Genomic DNA, 25,722 nt, shown 5'->3' with positions numbered 1-25,722 from the left:
GTGGGGTTGAATCCTACACCTGTTGCGATTGTATGCTCGTTTTTTATCCCTTTCCCAGAAGACGACCGAAAGACAAAGTTCGGGATCAGTCGTGTAGCACGACGCTCAAAAGTGGGCTGGGTGCGTGCATGTCGCCGTTCTACTCAATGAAGCCGACTAATCCCGCCTCTTCCCGATTTAGGGCAGAGGCCGCGGGGACATTACAGAGATTGTCAGTGTCGATCAGCTTTTGGAATCCCTGGGCTCAGCGCCTTGGCTTGCATGCCCGTCCAGCGCGCAAGAGGTACGGCCCCGCCGATGTCAACGCGAAGGCATATTGAGCGCGCCGTCGGGACACCCGCTGAGGTTCGAAGCAATTCGGCGAAAGATCAGATCGGCATTTCCGGGGCGGGGTCGTGTGCGATATCAATCACCTGCTACGTTGAAGCAGTGATGGCGGTGTCGAGATGAAGGCACAACAAGGCAGATTAGCTGGCAGCGCTACCGGTTACAAGGCGGTATCTCTAAGGCATTGCTAATATTGAGCAATTCGCCGTTTGTTCGCTTTTTGTTGCCCCACGTGTTGCCCCCACGGTTTTCCGAGGCTCCGGATCGATTCCAAGAATACTATTCCAACTAGATTCTAGATCGCATTTCCGTAATTTATCGTCTAAACTGTAGACGGAAATTTGGAGATGTCTATGCAAGCAGTTCAATTGAAACTCAAGCAGGCGAGCGCGGTTCTCGGTGTTCCTCCAAAAGAATTGCAGAATTTCGTTCAGCTCGGTGTGCTGCGGCCTCGGAGGCGGGCCGACGTTTTCTGGTTTGATTCAAATCTACTGTTGCAGGCGAAGGTGGCTTTCTATGTAAAAGCCTCGCTCCGTCCAGCGACAGAATACCTGGCACAATTAACGAAAGAAGTTTCACGCGTGAATCTGATCACGACAAACTGGGATGATCTGCTTTTGACGTCGAGTCCTGGAAAGGGGCGGTCCCCGATCGAGATCAAAATACCGCTGAGCGAATTGAAGAAGGAACTCGAAGAAGGCATGCCACTCGCAGAGACTATGTGCGACCTTCCTCGAGGCCGCAAGCGACGGGGATGGAAGGAAGAATTCCTGACGACCTTACAACAGGCTGGCAATGAGATCGGCGCGATTTCCGACCAGGACATTCTGAAGAAGATAAGAACTTATCGGAGTGAGCGAAAGAAACAGCCGGAGATCAAACTTGTCGCGCAAGCAAAAAGAACTGCCTAAAGGGGTTGTAGATACATCTGTCGTGATTGCAGGCGCGGCCGCGTTTCGCGGCGCGCCATTGCATCCTGAGACCGATAGCGGCATCTTGCTGTTGAAGTGGATCGAGGAAGGCCATTTTCAATGGCTGTACACGGAGGATATTCTCGCCGAGTACAAGGAAATTCTGAAACGCTGCAAAGTTCAATCAGCAACTATCGGCAGTTTCATTAACTTGCTTCGAGAGGAAGGAGTTGAAATCTCGCTCCGCAAAACTTCATCCATATCTCCCGACCCGAACGATGATCCATTTTGCGCCTGTGCGGAGACCGGCAACGCCGCATTCATTGTGACCTTGAATCCTCGAGACTTTCCTCAAAGCAAGCTTCGTGCAAAGGTCATCTCTCCTTCGCAGTCGATCCCGTCAGCGGTACGTCGTCGCTCCTGAACGGAACATTTTCATGAAGGCCCGGAGCGTCCGCAGTCCGATATCAGTTCGCTGGGGCAAAATTCGTATCGTGCGCAACCGGCAGATCGGGTTGCCGGGCCGAGTTCTTGAAATTGCTGAATCGCCGCGATCCGACATTACCCGCATCGGCAAGGAGCTGGCCCGAGTCGCTGAGATCGCCAGATAAACGCTCAGCTTCAACAAGAAGAGCGAGACGAAAGAGCAGCAAGTGTTTCCGCGATCCTGGATTCCGTACTTGCGCTTTATCAGAGCCGGATCGCCAATTTACAGATTTCTGCCGAGCGCCGTTTCACAACACGCGGCAAAGGTTTTCTGCAACCCTGGCGAGCTTCGACAGGTATTCGTGAATCTGATCGGCAACGCCTTGGACGCGAGCCGCGCTGGAGGTCGCCTTGTTCTTCGCGAGCGGACGTGGTGCATGCCAACAGGGGTCAACACGGCGTAAGAGTAACCGTGGCGGATAACGGCCAAGGCATGAGTACGGAGATCAAGACTCAGTTATTCGAACCCTTCGCCTCCTCGAAGGGATCTCGGGGGACCGGACTAGGGTTGTGGGTCAGCAAAGGCATCATTGAAAGGCATGGCGGACTTATTCGCGTTCGATCTTCCACAAAGCCCGAAAGGAGCGGCACCGTGTTCTCGATTTTCACTCCGCTAGATCCCAGAGGCACGCTAGAGAATCCCCCAGCCCTCCCGCCTTCAGGCTACCGGATCTGAGTAAATCTCTCGATTATCACTACCTGTTGCAATTGCCTTCATCGGTGCCCCGGACGACGATTTGTTACACGCTCTAGCTCGCATTCACTTGTGCACTCTGCTACGCCGCAACCGCATCTCGAATATCTCTACCCGGCAGGACGTAGCTTGAAAATCTGCTTGAGTCTTTGCTCAAGCTCTAGGATGCGCCGTGAAACGCCCCGCCCTACGCTGTTGTCAACCTTGCCTGCGATCTGGTGAAGTCGATCAATTTCGACCTTTATGGCAGCTCTGTCAGTACTCTGGATCGGCACAAAACCTCATTTCTCGCACGCTCCCAACCGCGTCTACGTTGCGATTCAGGTCAACCTGCTCATCTGGAGAAAGAAGGCTGAGGTGGGAAGCAATGCAGAGAGACCGACCTAGCTCAGTAAGTCTGATCGAGGGCTGGAAGCCATACCCCAACTACGAACCCTACGCGCGGGAGGTGGGGAAGTCAAACCTAGAGCGGAAGACAGTGTGGTGCTGGTCGGGCTTCCTAAGCAATTGCGTGACGAATCGTGCGCTGACGCCCGCGGTATATAATCCCTAGCACAAGTCCCGCTGCAAGCCTGGAGACTTCTAATGGCACTCCGTCGAGGCTCTCGCCCAGCAAGAGCGAGCTCTCTCACATCCAAAGCGAAGTCTGAGACTTTCAGTGAGGATAACGCTGCTGAATTCGTCGTGCAGGGCTCTTCGTTCCCTGTCGTCGCGATCGGAGCGTCGGCTGGCGGTCTGGATGCTTATTCAGAATTCTTCCACGCCTTGCCCGCCGACACCGGGATGGCTTTTGTACTGATTCAGCATCTCGATCCTCAACATCACAGCATGCTGTCTGGAATTCTCTCTAAGACAACAAAGATGCATGTTGAAGAAGTCAAGCCCGACGTCGAGGTCAGGCCGAACCGGGTGTATGTAATTCCGCCCAACGCCTTCATGGCGATCTCCAAGGGCAGATTCGTTCTGTCGCCGCGGGAATCACACCGAGGGCAGCATCTGTCGGTTGATTTTTTCATGCGTTCCCTGGCTGAGGACCGGCAGAGCGGAGCGATTGGCGTCATCCTTTCAGGAACCGGCTCTGATGGCGCTCTCGGCGTGGAGGCCATCAAGGCAGAAGCGGGACTGAACTTTGCCCAAGACCCAGCCACGGCGAAGTACGACGGCATGCCTCGCAGCGCTATTGCATCCGGTTGCATTGACTTCGTGCTGCCACCCCGGGAGATTGCACACGAACTCGAACGGATAAAGCGCCATCCCTATGCCAAACAACAAGGCGGTCTGAAGGAAAAGCCAGCGCCCGCCGCAAAGGACGCGTTCCAAGAGATCACCGAGCTACTCAAGAGAAGCGGGGGCGTTGACTTCGGCCAGTATAAGCCGAATACGATCCACCGACGCGCCGTACGCCGCATGGCAATTCTCAGGTATGAGTCCTTGGCGGAATATGCCAAACACCTGAAGGATCACCCGGAAGAAGTTCTGAACCTGTACGACGACATCCTTATCAATGTGACCAGTTTTTTCCGTGATCCGGAGAGCTTCGAGTTTTTGAAGAGTCATATTTATCCCGCTATCCTGAAGGCTAAAGGCGACAATCGTTCGATTCGAATGTGGGCGCCGGGATGTTCTACCGGCGAAGAGACCTATTCGCTGGCGATAACGCTGCTCGAGTTTCTGGGCGACCGGGCCGCAGACTTTCAGATTCAATTGTTCGGCACAGACCTGAACGAGAAAGGAATTCAGAAGGCGCGGGCTGGAGTGTCCAGCGAGCACATTGTCGATGATGTGTCCGCTGAGCGTTTGCGGCGTTTCTTTATCAAGACGGATGAAGGCTATCGGGTGGTCAAGGCAGTTCGCGAAATGTGCGTCTTCGCACGGCAAAATGTGGCCAACGACCCGCCGTTTTCCCAAATGGACCTCGTGGCGTGCCGAAACATGCTCATTTACATGGGACCGGCCCTGCAGAAGCGAATGATCCCGATTCTGCATTACGCCTTGCGTCCCACCGGCTTTCTGTTCTTAGGCAATTCAGAAAGCGTCTCCGCGTTTCCTCTCTGTTCTCCGCCACTGACAAGAAACACAAGGTATTCGCCAAGAATCCAGTCGCTTCGCGCTTGCATTACGACTTCTCGCAGCTACGATCACCCGTCGAGAGCGGAGTGCTCCCAGCCCTCGGGCGGGCGGAGGTTCAGGGGACTTCCCCGTACGAGCTAGACGTGCAAGCCGAAGCCGACCGTTTTGTGTTGAGGAATCGTGCGCCGGTAGGAGTCGTAATCAATGGAGCGCTGGAGGTTGTCCAGTTCAGGGGACGTACAGCGCCATACTTGGAGCCCGCACCCGGTCGGCCCACTCTCAACGTTCTAAGACTGGCGCGGCAGGGGCTAGCTCGCGAATTGCGCACCTTGATCAATGGTGCCAAGAAGAAAGGGCTCCCCGTCCGCAAGAGTAACGTGGCTTTCGAGGAAGATGGGCAGAAGAGCCTTCTGGACATCACTGTGGCTCCACTGGCGGGAACTCGAACTTCTCCTGAGGAACATTTCTACCTGGTACTTTTCGAGGTCGGAAAGTCATCCAAGGCGGCCGTCTCCGAATCACGCCGCAAGGGCACAAGCACCGACTCCGTGAACGGCCGCGAAGTCCAGAAGCTGAGACAGGAACTAGCTGCGGCGCAAGAGGCGCTGCATGATGCCATCGAATCGGAAGAGGCAACTCGGGAGGAGTTTCAGTCGGCTAACGAAGAGATTTTATCTTCGAATGAGGAACTGCAAAGCACGAATGAGGAGTTGGAGACATCCAAGGAGGAACTGCAATCCACCAACGAAGAACTGAACACCGTAAACGAGGAACTGCGTCACCGCAATGTTGAACTCAACGAACTGAGCAATGACATTTCCAATCTGCTGAACAGCACCCGCCTGCCGGTGGTCATGTTGGACGGGGACCTGCGCATCCGCCGCTTTACGCCAACCGCAGAAAAGATGTTGAAGGTGGCTGCCAGTGATATTGGGCGGCCGATTTCTGACCTCAGGCTGAATGTGACGATGCCTGACCTTGAACCGGCGATTCGTCAGGTCATCGAAAGTCTCCAGCCCACTGAGCACGAAGTGGAGGATGAGCGGAAACACTGGTACTCATTGCAGATCCACCCTTATCGCACGATCGAGAACAGGATCGACGGGGTTGTGCTCAACCTGATCGATATTGACGCTATCAAGAAGTTCAACGAGCAGCTCAAGAAATCGAGCGCATTTCTTCGCGGAATTGTCGATACAGTGCGAGAGCCTCTGCTCGTGCTTGATCCCGACTTGTGCGTCATCGCCGCCAATACTCCCTTTCTGCGTGCATTCAATGTGCCGCACGGAGCAGCAGTCAACCATTTCTTCCATGAATTGGCCGACGGGGCTTGGAACATTCCGGATCTCCGCAGATCGCTCCAAACCCTGCTGGAGAGCAAATCTGAAATTTCCAACTTTCATGTGGAGCACGACTTTCCGCACATCGGGCGCCGGATCATGCTGATCAATGCCCGAGCGCTGATCCAGGCTGATGATGCTCCACCGATGATTCTCGTCGCGATCGAGGACATCACGGAACGCAAGCTTGCAGAAGCTGCTCTAATCAGATCGGAAAAGCTGAACGTCGCCGGACGCATGGCCGCGTCTTTGGCTCACGAGATCAACAATCCGTTGCAGGGAATCACGAATTTCTTGGCGCTAGTGGGAAGTTCCGCAGGAATCAGCGAACAAGATCGCCTGCATGTATCCGAGGCCGAGAAGCTGCTTTCCCGGGTTGTTTACCTGACCAAGCAGTCTCTAAGCTTTTATCGGGAATCACAGTTACCAACCTCGATCAATATCGAGGAACTGTTAGACAGAGTCCTGGAGTTCCATGGGGAGAACCTTCGCAAGAAAGACGTGACAATCACGAAGCGCTACTCTTTGGATGGTCCCGTCGTTGGATATCCCGGCGAGATTCGGCAGATCTTCACGACGCTGATCGCCAACGCTATTGACTCTCTGAACTGTCAGGGGGCGATCACTGTACGGGCTGCCCGCTCGCGACGTTTGAATAGCCCCGGGGTACATGGTCTTCGCATTACTGTAGCTGACAATGGTTCGGGGATGCCTGCGGCCATTCGTGAGCGCATCTTCGACCCGTTTTTTACGACCAAAGGCGAGCAGGGAGTTGGCCTCGGACTCTGGATCGTGAATGCGATTGTTCAGCGCATGGGCGGAACGATTCATGTCCGCAGCAAGCAACAAGGTGGCACATGCTTCTCCGTGTTTTTGCCAGATCAAGCCAAACAAAGCAGCTAACTGTTGGCGTTATCTTTCACAGACAGGCCAACTGATTTCATTTCGGTGTTCAGGTCAGACAGGTCAGTAGCTAGTACGTCTTCCCAATTGACTTCAGTAAATCGGCTGGGTGAATAGGCTTGGAGAGGAAGGTGAATTCATGGCCCTCGTTACGTGCCTTCGCAATAACAACGTCGCCGCTAGCCGCACCCGAGAACAGCAGTACCTTGCACTCCGGACACCGCTTCTTAATCTCAATTGCAAGCTCGACACCGTCCATCCCCGGCATCATCACGTCGGCAATAAGCAAATGCGGACTTTCGGTGTCCAAGAGTTTGAGAGCTTGTCTACCGTTGTACGCGACGTGAGGAGTGTACCCAGAATTCCGCAGGATCACAGCTAACGTGTCTGCGATTAGAGTTTCGTCGTCAACGATAAAGACTGTCAGAGAAGAGGAAATATGCGTTCCTCCGCAGCGAAAGCCTCGTCACAAAATTGGGGAAGTTTTACGCCAGAATGGACGAAACAAGTAGATGAATTTAGCACTAAACACGTGCGTGCCTCTTTCGTGCTCGCCGCATCCTCGCCGAGAGGCTGACATTGCTGTCGCGAGGTGGGCCTTTTGGGCACGACGAGCACGGTGCAGAGACCGACTCCTCTCCATAGTGCAGAATGCTCATCACATTCTTTGTGATTGCCTCAGCCAGGCGGCAGGCCATCTGCTGTTCTGCCCTGTTATTCCGCGGCAGCAAGTACACTGCTATCGGCTATGACAGGCCGAAGTCGGAGGACCAGCTCTGACAACATTCCCGATGGCGAACGTGCGACTGCTGCGTTGAAGCGATGATGGTCGCGTCGAGATGGAAACCGAAGAAACTCAGATTAGCTGGCAGCGCTACCGGGCACAAGGGGGTATCTCTAGGCTATTGTAAATATTGAGCAATTCGCCTTTTGTTCGCTTTTTGTTGCCCCAGGTGTTGCCCCCACGCCTTTCCGTGTCATCGATACGATTCCCAGATTCTTTCAGAAATCGACAATTGCGAATCTGAAAAAATGAAATGCGTGATCACGTCCGCTTTGTTAACGTGCAAAAACTGCGGATGTGCGTCACGCATTTTCTAGTTTCTCCGTTCAGCGCCTTCCATTGCTAGAGTCCCTCCATGTTGCGAAAGGAAGAACCCGAGGAGCGCTATCATCGTGCTGTTTTGAGCTGTAGTGCACAATCCACACCCGGTCGAGATCAAGGTACGGGATCGTCTAGTCCTGTGCGCAGCTAGAGGGATTCACTTCTATTCCGGCGCGTACACGAGAACCGTGAACGTTCCCGCCTTGATGCTGGGTCGCTTCTGTCCCTCTGCTGGCGGACCGAACTCAGCCGTTGGCAAATAGACGCGGTGGCTCTTTGGATCGACGGTGACGGTACGAGCACCACGCGCGGTCGGGACGTTTGCCGCCACTTCGTACTTCCCACCCTTGGCGGCGCGGACGATTGTCATCGTTCCTTCGCCGTTGGACGAGAAGGCAAGACCGGCAGCGGGATCGAAGGCGACGCCATCGGTGCCATTTCCCGTCGAAAGGGTCGCGATGGTTCTGCCCGTCTTTGTATCGACGATCATCATCTTGCTGTTGCCGCACACCGAGAACAGATGTCCTGCTTTGTCGTCTATAGCGAGGCCGGACGGTTCTTCGCAGCCTTGGAGTTTCCATCGCTCGGTTGGCTTCCAGGTCTTGGAATCAACCACGGCAATCTCGCCCGTGTCTTCAACATTGACGTACACGTGGCCGCTGTCGGCGGCGGCAAATTCGAGTTTGCCGCCCAGCGGAACGGTTGCGACAACTTTGAGCGTGTCGGGATCGATCGCCATCAGGTCCTTGCTACGGCCGTTCATGACGATCACTTTCTTCGAGTGTTTGTCGTAAATGATGGCATCGGGATTTTCGCCGACCTTGATGTCTGTCTTGGGCGCAAGCGTCTTGGCATCGAATACCGTCACGGTTCCGGCACGGCCGTTGGAACTGAAGCCGAGGCCCTTTTCGGCAGCAATGGCTGCTCCGTGTGCCCCGGCGGCGGGGACTTCTCCCAGTTTCTTGCCGGTCGCTGCGTCCACAACATAGATAGCGCTGTTGTGGCCGATGAACAGGCGATTGGTTTCGGGTTCGTAGGTGATGTAGTCCCAGCCGCCCTCACCGCCAATCGTAAACTTCGCGACTTGCTTGTAAGTAGCGTTCTGCGCGGATAAAACCGCCGTCAGTGCGATGAGAACTGCAACAATGCAAACGACCGATCTCTTCATTTGGGACTTCACCTTCCTTCAGCATGGCTGAGGTAGAAATGAACAGCGGGAGTGATGATCAAGGACAGCACCATCGAAATGGTGATGCCGCCGATTACGGCAATGGCAAGAGGTTGCAGCATCTGGGACCCGGCGCCGAGTGCGAGCGCGAGCGGCAACATGCCGGCGATCGCTGCCAAGGCGGTCATGGCGATTGGGCGCAGGCGTCGGCGACCTGCCTGGATCATGGCGTCGTGCGGCGAGTATCCGAGCGCGCGGAATTTCTGATCGGCATCGAGCAGCAGGATGCCGTTCTTGGCGACGATGCCGATCACCATGATGAGGCCCATGAAGGAGGAGATGTTGAATGTCGTGCCGGTGATCAGAAGCGCCAGCAGCACGCCCGAGGTGGAGAGCAAAGCCGACGCGAGGATCGCCAGCGGTGCGGCAAAGGTTCGGAACTCGAAGAGCAGTACCACAAAGACGAGAACGATCGCCAGCACGAGCACGAACATCAGGTCATGGAAAGACTTCTGCTGCTCTTCGTAGGTGCCGCCGTAAACCACGCGAATCGAGGGTGGCAAATGAAGATCATTGACGGCCTTCTGTACGGCTGCGATGGCACTGCCGAGATCGCGGCCTTCCAGGCGCGCAGTGACAACGACGTCACGCTGCAAGTTCTCGCGACGGATCTCGGTCTGACCAGGCAGTTCCGTAACCGACGCCAGCGAGCCCAGCGTGGCCGTATGCCCGGCACTGCTGACCAGAAGCGTGTTGCTCATCGCGGCAAGCGAGGCACGGTTCGCCTCAGGGAAACGCACGCGAATCGTATAGGCGCGGTCGTTGGCGATCACGGGCGTCTCGGCAGGTTCGCCTTCGAGAATGGCTGCAGAATCCGTTGCCACTTCGGCCGGCGAAAATCCAGCGCGAGCCGCGGTGGTCGGATTCACTTGAAAGACTGTGGCTGGACCGCTGATCGTATTCTCGATGCCGTTCTTGAGATCGACCACGCCCTTGATCTTTTCAATCTCGGTGGCGACACGCGGAGCCCACTGCTCGAGCGCGGCGGCGTCGTTGGAGAACAGCTTAATCTGGACCGGTTCGGGCGCGTTGGACAGATCTCCGATCATGTCCTGCAGGATTTGAATGAACTCGACTTCGGCGCGCGGCTCTTCCTTCGCAATACGGGCCCGGAGATCCGAGACGATTTCCTCGGTTGATTGTCTGCGATTCTTCTTCAGCTTGACGGCAATGTCACCGCTATTGGCTTCCGTGACGGCAGCAAGGCCGAGTTGCAGACCGGTTCGCCGCGATGCAGATTCGACATCCGGAACCTCGCGAATCATCTGTTCCAGATGCCCGACGATCTGATTCGTTTCCTGCAGCGAGGTGCCGGCCGGGGTGAGGTAGTCGAGAATGAAGCCGCCTTCATCGATCTCCGGCATCAGGTCGGAACCCAGCGCCTTGTAACAGGCAAAAGACGCGATAACAAGGACGGCACTGAACAGCGCGATCCACCGTGGACGCTCCAGGGCGAAGCGCAGCCAGCCTTCGTAAAAGTCGAGTAGCTTGCGGAATCTTCCGCCGAGTGTGGCCTCTTCGGCGGCAAGCAGGTGCGCGGCGTCTTGTGAGTTGGCGCCCTGCTCTAATTCGTGTCCCTTGCGAATGAAGTACTGGCTTAGCGTCGGTGTCCAGGTCAAGGCAAGGATAAGCGAGGTCAGCAGCGAGACCGCCACGGTAATGGCCAGCGCGCGGAAGAAGAGTCCGGTGACACCGGTTACGGCAATGAGCGGCAGGAAGACGACGATGGGTGTTATCGTCGATCCGATCAAGGGCGGCGTAATTTCCGAGAGTGCGCTGCGGATGGCTTCGAGACGTCCTTGACCGGCTTCGCGGTGAAGCGCGATATTCTCGACGACCACGATGGCGTCGTCGATGACGAGTCCCACCGCTGCGGCCAGCCCGCCAAGCGTCATCAGATTGAAGCTCTCGCCAAGCAGCTTAAGCGCGATGAACGTCACCAGCACCGTGACCGGAATCACCAATGCCGCGACGACGGACGTGCCCCAGTCGCGCAGGAAGAGCACCATGATGACCGAGGCCAGGATCAACCCGATCAGGATGGCATCGCGCACACTCTTGATCGACTCGCTCACCAGTTCCGATTGATCATAGAAAGGCTGCAGCTTGATGCCGGGTGGAAGCGAGGCGCGGATGCGCTCGATTTCCGCGTGCACTTCTTTGGCGACATCGACCGTGTTGCTGTCGGGCTGACGGCTGATGTTGAGCAGCACAGCTGGCTTGCCGTTTGCCGTGACGATGGTATAGACAGGCTTGACTCCCGGCGTGACTGTCGCGACATCAACGATGCGAACGGGGATGCCCGCCTGCGTGTTCTTGACGACGATCTGTCCGATTTGCTCTGGATCGCGAGCCTGTCCGTTGATGAGCCCCAGGTAGAGCTGATGGTTCTGCTCCAGCAATCCGGGCGAATCGATCAGGTTGGTGCGCTTCACCGAATCGAGGATGTCGGTGACCGTGACGTTTGCCGCGAGAAGTTTCGCCGGATCGGGCGTGATATGAAACTCGGGCTCCTGCCCTCCTTGCACGACCACCGTGGCGACGCCATTCAGACGATTGAGGCGCGGCTTGAGATCGTAGGTCGCCATTTCCCAGAGCTGCGTCTGGGGCATTGTGTCCGAGGTCAGACTGTAGCCGATGATGGGGAAGCTGGCGAAAGTCAGGCGATGCGTCTCGACGTTCGCGGTCGCCGGAAGAGTTGTGCGGACGCGGGAGAGTGCGGCGTCAACCAGTTGCAACGTCTGCACCATGTCCACGTGCCAATCGAAGAAGAGATCGACTTCGGCGGAACCGCGACTGGTGATTGAGCGCACGTCCCGAAGCCCGGGGACGCTGTTCACGGCTTCTTCGATCGGGCGGGTGATCGTGACCGTCATCTGATCGATGGGCATCACGCCGTTGTCCACGCCGATCACCACGCGGGGGAAATCCGTGGTGGGAAAAACGGACACCGGTATGGTGAACGCAAGATAAGCGCCAACGCACGCGAGTATGACGATGAGGAAGACGAGCGATTTTGCGTAGCGCGTGTACCAGTAGCGTTCATCCTGCGCGCCGAAGGTTCGGACTCGGTCCAGCAGTGATCGGAAGCTCATTCGCTCGTCACTCCTTTTCCGCTTCCGGCTTAGCCGCCGCGGGGGCCTCACCCTGTTTCACGTGGGTCTTGTCCGGAAGCCCGTATGCCCCGGTCGCGACGATGGTTTCGCCCGCGTCCAGTCCCTTTGTGATCTGAACGTCGTTCGCGTCGCGAATGCCGGTCTGCACTTCGCGCTGGTGGGCAAGACCATCACCGCCAACCACCATCACCCTGGTCGCACCTTCGGGGCTCTTAAGAAGTGCGGAAGCCGGAATCGTGAGCGCATCCTTCTCGACGCGCGCCACCATCTGGACTTGAACCGTAGTGCCAGGGCGCAGCGTCGCGTGCGGATTTGGAGCCTCGATCCATATTTCGACGGTCGTGCTGTTCGGGTCGAGGGCCGGGCTGACCAGCGCTACTTTTCCTTCGGCCTTTACTTCGCCAGGGGCGATGATCGTTGCCGCGTCACCTACGTGCAGCGCGGCGGCCTCTTCCTGCGGGATGTGCGCCTTGGCGATCACCGACGATGTGTCCATGATCGTGAGCAACGGCGTGCCCGCAGCCGGCGTTTCTCCCGGATAGACTGGGCGATCGGTTACTACACCGTCGATCGGACTGCGGATTTCGGAATAGTTCAGTTGTGCTGCGGCGCCCTCGAATTTGCCCTTCGCCGAACTAAGTTGCCCGGCTGCGGATTTGAGGGTTTGAGGCTTGCCAATGGCCTGCGCTGCCGCGAGATGATGTTCGGCAAGCTGGTATTGCGCCTTGGCCTGCACTAGCGACACTGCCGCTTGGTCGAGTTCTTTGCGGGGGAGCGCTCCTTCTTTGAACAAAAGTTGTCGGCTGTCGTAGAGTTTCTGCTCGGCGTCGAGGGCTTGCTGCGCCGTTTTCAAATCGAGTTCGGCCTTCTGCATGTCCTCGGGCAGACTTGCTCCGGTGGTAGTTTCGTAAGTCGCTTGCGCCTGTTCGTAGGCGCCCTTGTTCTCGGTGACAGCGGCGGCGAGATCGCTGTTCTCCAGAACGCCTAGGAGTTGTCCGGCCTGAACGCGCGAACCGCGATTAACGTAGAACTTGCGGACAGGCGCGGCGATTTTGGGCGTGATTGCCGCCTGATTTCGCGGGAACAGGATGGCCTCGGTCGAGATCACCTGTTCGATCGACTTGCGTTCCGCCTTCGCCATTTGGACCGCTACAACCGGCTCGGGTGCCGGCGCTTCCTTCGAACGCGAGATGTAGGCGATGGCTGCCGCGCTTACAACAACGACACCAGCAATGATCGAGATTCGTGTACGGCTTTGAATGTTCATCCTAGAAAGTACCTGTCAGTGTCTGCAGATTAGCGAGCGCGACTCGATAGCGAACTTCACCGTCGTCGAAATTGTTGCGGGCCAGGGTCAGGGTGTTTTGCGCGTCCACCACCTCAAGCACCGTCGCTTCGCCTGCCTGATAGCGAAGCGTCGTAAGGCGCAGGCTTTCTGCCGCGAGATCGGCAGATTGGCGCAGAGTTTCGATCTGATCCTTGGCGGCCGAAGCTTCCGAGTAGAACAGCCGCAGGTCGGCCACGGCCTGCCTTTGCGCGGCGCTCATTTCCACCTGCGCCTGCTTGCGTTGCAACTGCGCTTGGCGAACCTTGCTCTGCGTCGCGCCCCAGTTGAAGATGGGCAGCTGCAAAGTCGCGGAGAGCTGATATCCCAGATTGCGGACTCCATCGGTGCGTGTTGCGTAGTTCGGAGCGTCGATGCCGTAGAAGTAGTCCAGCGTTAGTGTTGGCAGGTGACCGCCAATGGCCGCCTGGAGTTCGTTGGACGCGACCTGCACGGTTGCGAGTGCCGCCTTCAGTTCAGGGTTGTTCTTCGCTGCCAGTCCCTGGGCTTCGGCGAACTGTGGAAGCGGTGCGGCAAATCGGAGGTCGTCTACCAGTTCAAACTCTTCGGTATAAACCGGGAACACGAGCACCGCCAGATCCAGGCGCGTTTTCTCTTCCGCTAGTCGTGCTTCCTGCAGATCGCGCTGACGATCATTGGCCTGAAGCTGCGCCTTGATCACGTCGGAGTGGGCGACCTCGCCCCCCTTTTCCAACTGCTGGCTGATGGTGAGGAAGCGTTGCGCCTCGGCGGCGGCCTGCTCGGCGTTCGCCCTCTTTCGTTGGGAGGCGATTGCGCCGTAATAGCTCTGGGTCACGGTGAGAACCAGCCCTCGCGTGGCGATTTCGGCCTTCGCTTTCGCAAGCGCTTCTGCGGCATGAGCACGGCGATAATCGGCCACGGTCGTGAAGCCAATGCTCTCGTGCGTATTGCCTTGGCTGATGTACTCGCGCACGCCGTTGGCGGCGATGAAGCGCGGAGAGTTCTCCCGTGTGGACTGAGTGTAGATTGCGCCCGTGGTGTAGCTCACATTCGGCAGCAGAGCAGCGCGCGCCTGCACGCGGTCTTCGCGCGCGAGTCCGGCCTCAGTGATGGCCGCTCGGAACTGGACGCTGTTTGCCTTCGCCCTCTGCAATGCGTCTTGAAACGTGATGGTTGGACGCGCGGTCTGGCACCAGGACAACACAGAAATGCTGACCACAACGATCGGGGATAAGCAGCGTAGCTTCACTTTTGGCCTCACACTTCGCTGTTATGACGATAGTACGAGAAACCTTAAGCGAAACTGAATTTGCTTCGAGCGGTTGGGAGCGGCGACGGCGTTGCCGCTCCCAACCGCAGTGTCGTGCCGATGCTGTCGTTACTTCTTCGGCTTGGGTGCCTCCTTACTCTTTTCCGCCGCTTCCGCCGCCGCTGACTCCGTCTCTACGGAAACGACTTTTCCCGTCTTGGCATCCACCTGAACCTCTGTGATGTCTTTGGTGCTGGGTTGGGAGATGTCGAAAGACCAAACCAATTTCCCCTTTTCCTTCTCCAATTCACACTCCCTGATCGTGCCATTCGGAACACGATCAAGCGCGGTCTTGGTCGCTTGTGCTTCAGTCACAATTGCTTGCTTCTGGAGATCGGACCGCTTGCACTTTTGCGCCCAGCCTGTGGTGACGAGAAGCAACGTGATGGAGGTCAATGCTACGAAGTAACGGTTCATGAGGCGTCCTTTCGGAAGGGTCCTACCTTCCTGTGTTGAACGACGCCCCCAAGGTAAAAAACGGCAGCTTAAGCCACCCTGAAATCAGGAATGCAGCGGCAAACGGACGATCATGGTCGTACCATTTCCAGCCGCAGTCTTGACCGTGATGCTTCCGCCATAAGCTTCGACGATCGCCTTGGAAATTGCGAGTCCGAGACCATACCCTCCCGTGCTCCGGGCGCGCGACGTATCTGCGCGGTGGAATCGGTCGAAGATTCGCTCGACCTGTTCCGGCGGAATCCCCGGCCCTTCATCTTTGATGGCGACATCGGCGTAGTCGCCGTCACGGCCGATGGTCATGCAAACCGTCGAATGAGCGGGACTGTACTGGATGGCGTTGCCCAGCAGATTTCCCCACACCAATTCCATGTCCTCGGCGTCAGCCCGCAGTTTCGGCTCGCCGTCACGACAAAGCTCCAGCTGGATGCCGCGAGCCTCCGCGATCTTTCGCACGTGCGCGATCGACATCTCGCAAGTCGACGTCAGATCGATTTCTTCCAGGTCGCGCCGCAGATTTCCAGTCGCCCTCTGCTCGGCCCGCGCCAGCCGCAACATCGAGTGCACGAGTGTCTCGAGACGCGTAGTGTCTTCGAGAGCGGCTTCGACGCCGGCGCGATATTCGTCAGCGGTCCGCGACCGCTGCACCAGCGACTGGAGCGTAGATTTCAGGATCGCCACGGGCGTCTTCAGTTCATGAGCCGCATCTGCCAGGAACTCCCGTTGCGACGTGAACGCCTGCTGCAAGTTCGCCAGCATTGCGGTCATCGCCTGCGTCAGCGGAGCCAACTCGGCTGTTTGAAGGGATTCTGGAGGGGCACGCAACTCCCAATTCGACGACGAGACCTTGGCAGCGCTCCTAGCGAGCGTGGCTAGCGGAGACAACCCGCGCCCGATGGCCCACACCGCTGCGAAAGTCGCAACGACAAGCAGCACCAAGCTAGCTCCGCCGAACAGCACTTCCACACGCCAGACTGATTCATGCAATTCCTCGGTAGGCGCCGCATAGACGACTGTCAGGGTCGCACTCGTTCCCGGATCGGTGCTCTCCCGGTCCAGCACAGGGACGTTTGCCAGGCGCAGTGCCCTGTAGCTTTCTCCATTTACGCGAAAGTTCCAGTACTCGCGACCCTGCCTTGGAGCAGGATCAAATCCGGCCGGCCAATTCGGCGAGATAGCCAGTACTTTTCCGTTTGGATCGAGTATGCGATACAGGTCGGGATGTTGTCGGTCGAGCGGAGGCGGAACCATCTCCTGATCGAATACCAGCATGGGTGCCGCTTCTTCGGAATAGCGCACCAGTGCGGCAACGCTCATCGCACGGCCATGCAGTCCGGCATCGAATGCGGTTCGCAGTTGTCGGCGCGTGAGGGTAACAGCGATCAGCACCAGCCCTACTGTCAGCAGGACTTGGGTAACCAGCACGGCCGTAAGCAATCGCCGTCGTATCGAAGTATCCCGCACTTATCCTCGCAAGACGTAACCCTGCCCACGCAGCGTTTCAATCAGTTTCTCGTTACCGGCATCTCCCAGCTTACGGCGCAGTCCAGAAACATAGACTTCAATGACGTTGCTGAATTTCTCCCAGTTGAAATCATAGAGATGTTCCAGCAACTCAGACTTGGAGACTACTGCACCATGTCGATAGGCAAGATATTCCAGTACTCGGTACTCCATCGCGGTCAGAAGAACTGGCGACCCCCCGCGGGTGACCGCGCGGTTCGCGACGTTGATCTCGACGTCCTGAAACCGAAGCACGGCATCGCTTTTGCCCTTACCCCGCCGGATCAGTGCCTTGGCCCGAGCGATTAGTTCTCCTAGGTCGAAGGGCTTGGTGACGTAATCATCGGCGCCGGCGTTGAGCAGCCTTACGACAGATTCCTTTTCGTCGCGAGCCGTCAGTACAAGAATGGGAACGGTAGAACCGTTCGCGCGCAAGCTTCGGACGACCGTCAATCCGTCTACATACGGCAGCATCAGGTCCACCATGATCAGATCGTAGGCGTTCGACTCGCCCATGTAGAGGCCATCCTTACCATCGAAGGCACAATCCACCGCGTAACCGGCGCTCTCTCGCACGCCGCGTGCGATGTTCTCCGCCAGTCTCCGTTCGTCTTCGATAATCAGGATGCGCAATGTGCCCCCTGCATGTGAATAGCATAAGCCGCTGTTGACGACAACGAAAGCAACCTCGCACGCACCGGGAACTGCAAAGAAAGAAAAAGGTGGGAGCTTCACCTACGAGCATCGATTATCGAGGAGGGAGTGACCCGAACGAAGGGGCTTCAGCGTAGCCGCATTGGGATTCTGATCTTCAGGGTGTGCTGACCGGAAGGAACTTCGAATGTCTGACCAGTCTGTACCCGCTTACGGTCCTCGGGAGCAACATCGATTACTCTCCAATTTCCTTCGGGCAGTTCGGCGTGAAAGCGACCGTGGCGATCAACCATCAGGGTTCGTTGTTCCTGACCATTCGAGACAATCAGCACTGAATTCCTCAAGGAACCATATACCCGGTGCCGTACCCCTCGCACAAGCGGGACGGTACCCTCAACCTCTCGAGCATCCGCCACAACCTGCAGAGCTGCTACGGTGACGAGAAGAACCAGAATTCTGCTGATAAGCCGCACGGACGCCATTTTACAGCAACCACATACGGACTGACTGGACACACTGCCCGTTTCTACTCGACCGCATCATTGCAACATTATTGCCACGAACTGCGATAGCTCCGCAAATGCCATGCCCAGTGAAAGGTCGAGTTGGCATTCTTCAGCCAGTGCTTGAAACGGTTTGTCCCAATCGGGTGGGGGCGGCTGTAATGTGGTCGGAAGCGGGTGGGTTCCTCTGCGATCAAAAGTTCGTCGAACTGCTTCGACAACAACCGCTGTATCCAGCGCACCAGACCGTATCAGGAGAACCATATCAACCAGATCGCGAACTCGACTATTCACTGCTCCTGCGCGAGGGAGCGTGTAGGCGTGTAGCTTTTCAGCGAACTGCTGTTCTCTTTGGATGGTCGGCACCGATGCTGGAGGAATCCCGGCGAAACCGAACCAATCTCGTGTCTGAATATGCTCCAAGGGATCAAGCACCACGTCCCCGATTCCCACATCCAGGTGAAACTACGCAAAGGTTCGTTGCGCCATCATCGCATCCACCGGATACCGGGAGCCGCCATACGGTGCACCGTCGAGGTCCTTCATGCGAGCGCCAACTCGGAAAGAAAAGAAGTCATTCAAGTCGCGTTGCCCAGCCTCTTGCAGATGGTCGAGCACCGCGTCCTCCGATGAAGGAGACGTTGTGCGCACCGTGAAATCGAGATCCTTTGTGGCGCGAGCAAGACGGAAACGAAGTTCCATCGCATAGCCACCTTTGAGAACCCATTGTGTGTTGGCACTGTCGAACAGCCGCGCAAGAAAACGGTCAAAGGCGACCTGGCGTCGCAATCTCTGCAGGTCCGTGCCCTCCGCCTTCGCAATTTGCTTCAGCCGCTCCTCAAGAGCTGCACGCAGCGCAGCGCCAGTCGCGTATTTGTTCTTCTCGTTCATGATGCGTTCAAATCCCGCGCAACCGACGCGAACCTGGAATCATGCTGTAGATCCGCTGCCTGCTTCCTCGTGATCTTCCCGGTTGACCTCGCCTGCTGAAACGCGTGCCGCAGCGTCGCCTTTGGAAGCGCCCCGTCCTCCCACACATCGATAATCGTGCGCAGGGCGTTCGTGACAGGAACGCCAAACAGATTCTCCCTTTCCGCATCGGGGACCTGACCGTAGTGAAGGCGCAGGATCTTTGGGACCGGTACTCCTCGCCGAAATGAAGGCGGAACTGTGATATCCAGACGTGACGGATTTGCGTCTGTGAGCTCGTGCAGACTCAGGGCGGTCAGGTGGCTGTAAACCCCGGTTGGCTCATCGCTACGATCGCGAGACCATAGCCACCACAGGATCAGATCAGCTCGTTCCGGCTCTGGAAAGAGGGCTAGACGATAAATGCCACGGTGCTCACGGAGCCAGTTGCCTGCCTGAACATGGTAAGCCCGCTTGTTGCTGCCATACCCCAGAGAAGCTGCCTGCTTGGTCGTGAAGTACCCACCCTGGGCCTCCGCAATCCGATACAGCTCTCTTTCCGGCTCGTTTGCTACTTTCATAATAGGTCCACTTTCTTGACCTATTATGTAGCACCTTGGTCAGAATCGCAACGGGGGTTGCCCTCCAAGCGACCCAGCTATCGATACTAGCCAATTGGGTCCAGTATTGCATGCAGGTAGGAGACTGCTTCCTCAGGGCTCGCAATGACAACGCACGTGTACCTTCGGTCCAGAGCAATATGGCTGGCGGTAAGGAGTGCTCGCAAGGATCGCTCGGTGAAGAACGCATCGCAATATCCCAGGGCGGCAGCAGCGTGCTGAAAGTCGAAGAAGTCGTTCGCCTTGAACTGCTGCTGCCGGTTCCACCTGATGGCCGCATGGATGCTCGCCAGAATGTGAAGAGTCGGCATTACATCTTTGGTTCGTTCGCTTTTGAACGCTGTGAATAGAAGATTATGGAGTTGCCGGCCCTCTTCTTTTCGTTGCTCAGAACTGAGCTGATGCCCTGCACCATATTTTGCTTGAGCCATTTGGCCCACGACGTCAATGATGACGTCCATAAACACGTCGAGAATTCCATGAAGCTCGTCTTCGTAAGTCTGAGTAAAGCTGTGCAGCTCTTCTGTATGCTGCGCGTTAAGCGAGTTCAGTCGCATCGCGAGCGTGTCGAATCGTTCAAGATCGGGGAGCGCCTTGTCACCTTATTGCCTTTTCCGGAACTCCTCGTAACCTCTTTCGATCGACTTGATCTGAAAACCCTTTGGCTGAATCTGTGACAGGAAATTGATTGCTTGGCCCCGGCTCGTTGGGCGGATTGCTTAGAACGAGTTGCCAGACGATGTAATCTAGAACGGCGCGAACATTCGAGAAAAAGTCCCCAGCGATTGCACTTATTTCGGGCGACAAATTAGGAACCAGATGGACTCGCTGAACTGCCATCTGGAGTGCTTCGTCCTTCTCCATCGCAATCGTAACCTCGCCTCGTTTGTGGTTCGCCAACGCGCTTAGGACATCACCAAGATGCTTTTCAGCTCGCGCAAGTTTGACCCGGATTTCATTGAGATGTGATCCATCCGTATTCATAGAGCGTCCGTCGAAACTCTCCTGGAGGGGTTGGCGAGTAATAGAATTACAAAGTGGACATCAGGATCGTTGCGATTCATGCAGCCTTTGCCTTTTCTTAAGGTGCTGAAACACCGATTCCAATTGTTCCAAGCTCATCTCTCTCAATGAGTCAGCACCAGCAGCAATCGCCAGCTCGCGACGATATTCAAGTTCGGAAAGTCGTAATGCTTGCTTGATACCGTGAATACCATCAATCCTTCGCTTGCGCTGCGCTGACTTCGGTTCCCCCTGGCGACGTGCATACAACTTCTGTTCAAGATACTGCCTGGCGTCGCCCATCAAATTCCGATTGAGTCGGTCATAAGAAGATAGTCTGAAATGGCTCTTAAACTCTCCGTATTCACGCCCAAAGTCACTGCGCGACACCTCACGGCGTTTTCTTTTCGCACCTTCTTCCGCCAGACGCTCCATGAGTGCTCTCAGCTCTTCACACTCCTCTGCGTTGACCGCCTGCCATTCTTCGGCATCTCCAGTACACGGCTTCTTACCCTTCGCAAGACTTCTGATAGCTTTCTTTACCTCGGAGGGAAAGAAAGCATCACGAACAGCGGGATGGTCCCGTAGCAGTTTCTCAATCTGCGTCTTCCCCCATACAGTTGCCTGAATCGAGGTTCCTGAAAAAGCTGTCTGTACCCATTTCGTTTGGTTTGGGCTTGGGTCTTTGGGAAGGATCAGCACCCATGCTCTGAAGCGGCCCCCAGAATTCAGAGCCTTTCCAATATCTGCGACAATCTTGTCCTTTCGCGGTGCTTGTTCGGGAAAGTAGAACTGGAAGACGGTCTCTGAATCTTCGTCGTAGCCATCGACACCTCCGTCCGGCGGCGAAAACGCTTGAAAGCGCGCATATTTCTCGACCAGCAATGCTTTGCAGAAAGATTCAAAGCGACAACCTTCTCGTAACTCCAATAGGTTGACCAATGGCAATCTCCTATTCCAGCCCTACAACAACAAGAGCGGGGTAGTGCTTTTCCGTCAAGAGTATATTTTCCGCACTCGTGTGAATAGTAGGGAGGAGGCATCCTACCCTCGCTTCAGCCGCCGGTGATTCTGGCGTCTTCCGCTCCCCACCTCTGCGGGCCTGTTCCTGCCCGCAACGCCGCCCCTTGAAAACGATGCGGAAGGGACCTAATTTCTTCTTCGTTCCCGAGTGCTCCCGCTTCAGGCAACGGTCTCGCATGGGCGGGATGAACCCGTCAAGGATCTCCGCTTCGCTCCGATGAACGCCAACCGCACGCGCCCTTGACCGAACCCTCCCGCCCCCGCCCGTTGCAAAAAGCCATGAAGCGGGGGCACTCAAACAAAGAAATTTGGTTTGAGGCAGACGCCCTCCTTCAAATCCGCCCCATGCGGGCCATCAGGAGAACACGATGCCTTACGCCAACGCAGCAGCGACCACCAACAACAACGCGCCGCACAGGAAAAATGCGGCGCTCCGCAGCACGAGCGAGTCGCCCTATCAGCAGCGCACGACCGACCGCGAAAACCCCGCGCAGCAGCTTATCAAGCAAGCCGTTGACTTCCTGATTCAGCAGCTTGAAGCAGGCAAGAGCGAGACACTCACCGCCTATCTCGCCGCCATGGCGCGCTTCCACCGCTACAGCTTTGGCAACATTCTCGCCATCGCACGGCAGCGCCCGACAGCAACCCGTGTGGCTGGCTTTGGGACATGGAAGGAATTGGGCCGTTTCGTCAAGAAAGGCGAGAAAGGTATTCAGATTCTCGCGCCCATGATTGCCAAGCGGCGCAAGAAGGACGGCACAGAGCAGGGGTTCACTCCCAATCAGGAGACGAAGCCCGCGCCCTTCCTGATCGGCTTCCGTGCCGTTTACGTGTTCGACCTTGCGCAGACCGAAGGCGCAGAGCTTCCCAAGTTCGAGCACACCATCAACGGCGAAGTGGGCGCACACCGCGAACGCCTGATTGACTTCCTGAACGCGCAGAATATCGCGCTCGAATTCAACGAGAGGATTGCCCCCGCTCTTGGCGTCAGCTACGGCGGACGAATCGCCCTTCTGCCCGGCCAGTCTCAGGCCGAGGAATTTACCACGCTCGTTCACGAAACTGCGCACGAACTCTTGCACAAGACCGAACGCCGCACCATGACCACGGCCACCGTGCGCGAGACGGAAGCCGAAGCCGTCGCCTTCATTGTCGGTCAGGCTATCGGCCTTGAGATGGGAACCGCATCTTCGGACTACATCCAGATGTACGCCGGAAATGCGGCGCTATTGGCCGAGAGTCTTGAAGTCATTCAACGCACTTCTGGCGCAATCCTCGCAGCCATTCTCCCCGAGGAAGCAGCCGAAGAACGCATCGTTCCAGCGGAAAGCTCGATTCGCGGCTAGTCCGCTCCCCCTGCGGAGCGGATCTTCTTTCCGCTCCGTGCGCCTTCACCCTTCAACCGCTCGAAAGGAGCTTGTGATGGATACCACTGTTCTGAATGCCAGCGAGTACCGCGACCTACCTCTTGCGTCATTGAACGAATCGAAAACCAATCCGCGCCGCATCTTTGAGGATGCGGCTTTGAAAGAACTCGCCACCAGCATCCGCAGCCAAGGCGTACTCTCGCCTCTGCTCGTTCGGCCACTCGCCGAGAACAGCTTCGAGATCGTGGCTGGAGCGCGTCGCTACCGTGCCGCGCAGATCGCAGAAGTCTCGACCGTTCCGGCACGCATTGTTCACCTGTCCGATGCTGAGGTCTTGGAGGCGCAGCTTGTCGAGAACCTCATTCGCGCCGAGATTCACCCGATGGAGGAAGCCGAGGGATTTCGCGCCTTGCTCAGTCTGGAGGAACCGAAATACAGCATCGAACAGATTGCCGCTCGCGTTGGCAAGCAGCCTTCGTTCGTTGCAGCAAGGTTGAAGTTGACTGAGCTTATCCCCGCCGCCGTGGACGCCTTCTACGCCAACGAAATCGGCGTAGGCCATGCGCTTCTTTTGGCGAAGCTACCACCCGAGCAGCAGAAGGCCGCGCTTTCGGCCTGCTTCAAGGAGGTTTATAACGGCGAGCAGAAGCCGACGCGCATTCTGCTACCGCTCCGCAACCTCCAATTCTGGATTGAGAACAACGTTCTGCTTGTTCTCAAGGACGCGCCGTTCGACAAGCGCGATGCGCAGCTTGTCTCGACAGCAGGAACTTGCGGCGAGTGCCCGAAGCGCACAGGACACAACAAACTGCTTTTCGGGGACGACCTTGGAAAGCAGGGCGACCGCTGCACCGATCCGGCGTGCTATCGGGCGAAGATCGCAGCGCATGTGGCCCAGCTGATTGCCGCCAAGCCGCAGCTTGTTCAAGTCAGCACGGCCTACGGGGTGCAGAAGGAAGGCAGCCCGGTTTTGCCGCGCAACAAGTACACCGCAATTCGGGATGACAAGCCGAAGTCGAAGGACGAGGCCAAGCGCCCGGAATTCAAGGTGTGCAAGGACACCAAGGAGGCCATCATCACCGAAGGCAGCGACGTTGGCACAATCCAGAAGGTGTGTGCCAATCCTTCTTGCCCCGTGCACCATACCAAACCGTCCGTTAGCTCACGCACCAGCGATGCGCAATGGAAGGCAGAGCAGGAGAAACGGCGAAAGGAGGAAGCTATCGCCAACGCCACTGGATTGCGAGTTCTGTCCGCAATCGCTGCGGCGGTACCATTGCGGCTCACGAAACGTGATCTCCTGTTTGCGGCAGAACGGCTCACAGGCCTGCTCGACGAGAACCGTATCACGGTTTTGGCACGTCAACACGGCATCAAGAAGGCAAAGGAAAGCGAGTCCATCGGAAAGCTCTTTCTGGCCTTCCTCCGCCGCTCCGAGGAAGGCACGCTTGGCCGTGTCGTGGTCGAGTCCGTCATTCTGCTCTCGGCTTCGCGCGGCAACGCCTCGAAGGTCTTGCGCGATGCGGCTACTGCCTACAAGGTTGATACGGACGCTATCGCCGCGAAAGTCAAACAGGAATTTGCGGCAAAGGAAAAGGAGAAGGAGACGAAGAAGTCGACACCGAAGCCGAACACCAAGACCAGCAAGAAGGCCGCCGCCTAGACCGCCAATTCAATTCCCGTGCGGAGCCAGAGATTCACGGCTCCGCATTTTTCTGTGCGCAGCCCGTCTTCCCACCCTTCCTTGGTGCTTCCGTTACGACGGAAGGTCGTTCTCTGGACCCACCCGACGTGCGAGATCAGGAGCACGTAGTTGGAAAGCGGGAGTGTTCGTTCTCTCATGCAATGCTCCGATAGAATTGGGATCAGGAGAACTGGAATGGCTGCTGAACTGGTCAGAACTGGGGTTTCGATTGAGCAGGACCTGCTTGAGAAGTTCGACAAGTTGATTGCGAAGCGGGGCTATGGCAATCGCTCGGAAGCGTTGCGGGATCTCATCCGCGACACCCTGGTGGCCGAAGAAGTGAACGAGAACAAGCAGGTAGTGGCGACGCTTTCCATGATCTACGACCATCACCGCCCAGAGCTCTCGCAGAAACTCACCGAAGCGCAGCATCATCATCACGACAATGTGCTTGCGGCAACGCACGTGCACCTGGACCCAAAAAACTGCTTTGAAGTTGTAATCATGAAAGGCCCAGCAGGAGAGGTGAAACACATGGCCGATCACATGCTCAGCCTAAAAGGTGTGAAGCACGGCAAACTGGTGATGACCTCAACTGGCAAGGATCTCTAGTGCGCCAGCGAGATTCAAAGCGTCGTAGCACGATATTCGAAACGTTGTGTCGCATACGATGTACAAAATCGTGTTACGTGTGGGAACATTCCTTTTAAAGAGAATTTGTCAGTGATCGGGATTTCCTCGTGCGAGCCTAGTCTGACGTAATGGGTTCTTCGGGATCTCTTTGCGGTCGGTCGCGGCGGAGGCTCCCGAAGGAACACCGTAGATGGCTCAAGGCAGTCGTTGTCGTAGTCTCAGATCCGCGCTCATCTCGTGCGCAATTTCATTTGTCTTCCTATGTTCGGCGCTCAACGCCTCCGCTCAATCGCAGCACGCCCATCGCACCGCCGCCACCGATAGCCAGCTCACGGGAACTGTCGTTGATGCATCCGGCGCAATGATTGCCGGGGCTACGGTTCAGGTTCGAAGCGTAGACGGCACTTTACAAAGAGCGACAGTGTCCGATGCGAGTGGCTCTTTCTCTGTTTCCGGGCTTGCGGCAGGCCGCTACCGGCTTTTGGTATCTGGTTCTGGTTTTGAAACCAAAGAACTCCCTTTCACCATAGAATCCGGCAAGGCACCTGCACCATTGCGTATATCCCTCGCGGT

21 protein-coding genes and 2 pseudogenes are annotated in these 25,722 nt (G+C 56.7%); 9 read left to right on the top strand and 14 right to left on the bottom strand.

Going from position 1 to position 25,722, the window contains the following annotated elements:
- Nucleotides 1-680: 680 nt before the first annotated feature.
- The 5 genes from AC6IZD_RS12750 to AC6IZD_RS12730 all read left to right on the top strand — a co-directional run bounded on the left by AC6IZD_RS12750 (nucleotide 681) and on the right by AC6IZD_RS12730 (nucleotide 6,731).
- The gene (locus AC6IZD_RS12750; protein WP_497783693.1) at nucleotides 681-1,238 is read left to right on the top strand and encodes a hypothetical protein; all 558 of its coding nucleotides are present in this window, start codon (nucleotides 681-683) and stop codon (nucleotides 1,236-1,238) included.
- A complete protein-coding gene (locus AC6IZD_RS12745; protein ID WP_497783692.1) occupies nucleotides 1,210-1,662 on the top strand; it encodes a PIN domain-containing protein in 453 nt (150 codons plus the stop codon). Before AC6IZD_RS12750 ends, AC6IZD_RS12745 begins: the two co-directional genes overlap by 29 nt.
- Before the next feature lie 432 nt (nucleotides 1,663-2,094).
- Nucleotides 2,095-2,400: an ATP-binding protein gene (locus AC6IZD_RS12740; RefSeq protein WP_497783691.1), complete on the top strand. Its 306-nt coding sequence runs from the start codon at nucleotides 2,095-2,097 to the stop codon at nucleotides 2,398-2,400.
- Nucleotides 2,401-3,003: 603 nt separating this feature from the next.
- Nucleotides 3,004-4,629 (top strand): chemotaxis protein CheB, encoded by a 1,626-nt coding sequence (locus AC6IZD_RS12735; RefSeq protein WP_497783690.1) that lies wholly within the window; start codon nucleotides 3,004-3,006, stop codon nucleotides 4,627-4,629.
- Nucleotides 4,630-4,631: 2 nt separating this feature from the next.
- A complete protein-coding gene (locus tag AC6IZD_RS12730) occupies nucleotides 4,632-6,731 on the top strand; it encodes a PAS domain-containing protein (RefSeq protein ID WP_497783689.1) in 2,100 nt (699 codons plus the stop codon).
- A gap of 70 nt (nucleotides 6,732-6,801) precedes the next feature.
- On the opposite strand, the gene AC6IZD_RS12725 is transcribed toward AC6IZD_RS12730, so the two are convergent.
- The 13 genes and pseudogenes from AC6IZD_RS12725 to AC6IZD_RS12665 all read right to left on the bottom strand — a co-directional run bounded on the left by AC6IZD_RS12725 (nucleotide 6,802) and on the right by AC6IZD_RS12665 (nucleotide 21,384).
- The gene (locus AC6IZD_RS12725) at nucleotides 6,802-7,146 is read right to left on the bottom strand and encodes a response regulator (RefSeq protein ID WP_497787584.1); all 345 of its coding nucleotides are present in this window, start codon (nucleotides 7,144-7,146) and stop codon (nucleotides 6,802-6,804) included.
- Between the two features lie 853 nt (nucleotides 7,147-7,999).
- Nucleotides 8,000-9,004 (bottom strand): YncE family protein, encoded by a 1,005-nt coding sequence (locus tag AC6IZD_RS12720; protein WP_497783688.1) that lies wholly within the window; start codon nucleotides 9,002-9,004, stop codon nucleotides 8,000-8,002.
- An 8-nt stretch (nucleotides 9,005-9,012) separates the two neighbouring features.
- The gene (locus AC6IZD_RS12715) at nucleotides 9,013-12,159 is read right to left on the bottom strand and encodes an efflux RND transporter permease subunit (protein ID WP_497783687.1); all 3,147 of its coding nucleotides are present in this window, start codon (nucleotides 12,157-12,159) and stop codon (nucleotides 9,013-9,015) included.
- 7 nt (nucleotides 12,160-12,166) lie between these two features.
- Complete coding sequence (locus AC6IZD_RS12710) at nucleotides 12,167-13,447, bottom strand: efflux RND transporter periplasmic adaptor subunit (RefSeq protein WP_497783686.1); 1,281 nt, start codon at nucleotides 13,445-13,447, stop codon at nucleotides 12,167-12,169.
- A gap of 1 nt (nucleotide 13,448) precedes the next feature.
- Nucleotides 13,449-14,735 carry a TolC family protein gene (locus tag AC6IZD_RS12705; RefSeq protein WP_497783685.1) on the bottom strand — a complete coding sequence of 429 codons (1,287 nt, stop codon included), beginning with the start codon at nucleotides 14,733-14,735 and terminating at the stop codon, nucleotides 13,449-13,451.
- 129 nt (nucleotides 14,736-14,864) lie between these two features.
- Nucleotides 14,865-15,212, bottom strand: coding sequence for a PepSY domain-containing protein (locus AC6IZD_RS12700; RefSeq protein WP_497783684.1), 348 nt, complete (start codon nucleotides 15,210-15,212; stop codon nucleotides 14,865-14,867).
- Nucleotides 15,213-15,296: 84 nt separating this feature from the next.
- A complete protein-coding gene (locus AC6IZD_RS12695) occupies nucleotides 15,297-16,715 on the bottom strand; it encodes an ATP-binding protein (RefSeq protein ID WP_497783683.1) in 1,419 nt (472 codons plus the stop codon).
- A complete protein-coding gene (locus tag AC6IZD_RS12690) occupies nucleotides 16,716-17,387 on the bottom strand; it encodes a response regulator transcription factor (RefSeq protein ID WP_497783682.1) in 672 nt (223 codons plus the stop codon).
- A 149-nt stretch (nucleotides 17,388-17,536) separates the two neighbouring features.
- On the bottom strand, nucleotides 17,537-17,740 hold the full coding sequence (locus tag AC6IZD_RS12685; protein WP_497783681.1) for a hypothetical protein: 204 nt from the start codon (nucleotides 17,738-17,740) through the stop codon (nucleotides 17,537-17,539).
- Nucleotides 17,741-17,947: 207 nt separating this feature from the next.
- Nucleotides 17,948-18,802 (bottom strand): annotated as a pseudogene (locus tag AC6IZD_RS12680) (nucleotidyl transferase AbiEii/AbiGii toxin family protein).
- Complete coding sequence (locus tag AC6IZD_RS12675) at nucleotides 18,799-19,401, bottom strand: type IV toxin-antitoxin system AbiEi family antitoxin domain-containing protein (RefSeq protein WP_497783680.1); 603 nt, start codon at nucleotides 19,399-19,401, stop codon at nucleotides 18,799-18,801. Before AC6IZD_RS12675 ends, AC6IZD_RS12680 begins: the two are co-directional and overlap by 4 nt.
- An 86-nt stretch (nucleotides 19,402-19,487) precedes the next feature.
- Entirely contained in the window at nucleotides 19,488-19,997 is a 510-nt protein-coding gene (locus tag AC6IZD_RS12670; RefSeq protein WP_497783679.1) for a hypothetical protein, read from the bottom strand.
- Nucleotides 19,998-20,484: 487 nt separating this feature from the next.
- The gene (locus AC6IZD_RS12665; RefSeq protein ID WP_497783678.1) at nucleotides 20,485-21,384 is read right to left on the bottom strand and encodes a hypothetical protein; all 900 of its coding nucleotides are present in this window, start codon (nucleotides 21,382-21,384) and stop codon (nucleotides 20,485-20,487) included.
- Between the two features lie 449 nt (nucleotides 21,385-21,833).
- On the opposite strand from AC6IZD_RS12665, the gene AC6IZD_RS12660 reads away from it, so the two are divergent.
- Both AC6IZD_RS12660 and AC6IZD_RS12655 read left to right on the top strand, forming a co-directional pair.
- Nucleotides 21,834-22,811: an ArdC family protein gene (locus tag AC6IZD_RS12660; RefSeq protein ID WP_497783677.1), complete on the top strand. Its 978-nt coding sequence runs from the start codon at nucleotides 21,834-21,836 to the stop codon at nucleotides 22,809-22,811.
- Nucleotides 22,812-22,887: 76 nt separating this feature from the next.
- Nucleotides 22,888-24,495 carry a ParB/RepB/Spo0J family partition protein gene (locus AC6IZD_RS12655; RefSeq protein WP_497783676.1) on the top strand — a complete coding sequence of 536 codons (1,608 nt, stop codon included), beginning with the start codon at nucleotides 22,888-22,890 and terminating at the stop codon, nucleotides 24,493-24,495.
- Here AC6IZD_RS12655 and AC6IZD_RS12650 read toward each other — a convergent pair.
- The gene (locus AC6IZD_RS12650; protein WP_497783675.1) at nucleotides 24,492-24,674 is read right to left on the bottom strand and encodes a hypothetical protein; all 183 of its coding nucleotides are present in this window, start codon (nucleotides 24,672-24,674) and stop codon (nucleotides 24,492-24,494) included. The genes AC6IZD_RS12655 and AC6IZD_RS12650 overlap by 4 nt on opposite strands.
- A 37-nt stretch (nucleotides 24,675-24,711) precedes the next feature.
- Here AC6IZD_RS12650 and nikR point away from each other — a divergent pair, with 37 nt between their 5' ends.
- Nucleotides 24,712-25,128 (top strand): nickel-responsive transcriptional regulator NikR, encoded by a 417-nt coding sequence (nikR, locus tag AC6IZD_RS12645; RefSeq protein ID WP_497783674.1) that lies wholly within the window; start codon nucleotides 24,712-24,714, stop codon nucleotides 25,126-25,128.
- Between the two features lie 211 nt (nucleotides 25,129-25,339).
- A pseudogene (locus AC6IZD_RS12640) lies at nucleotides 25,340-25,705 on the top strand (carboxypeptidase-like regulatory domain-containing protein); the annotation flags it as partial.
- Between the last annotated feature and the right edge of the window lie 17 nt (nucleotides 25,706-25,722).

The sequence above is a fragment of the Koromonas humicola genome (genome assembly GCF_059726255.1).
Note: the sequence above shows the minus strand (reverse complement) of the source record. Positions and strands in the feature narration are given on the sequence as shown.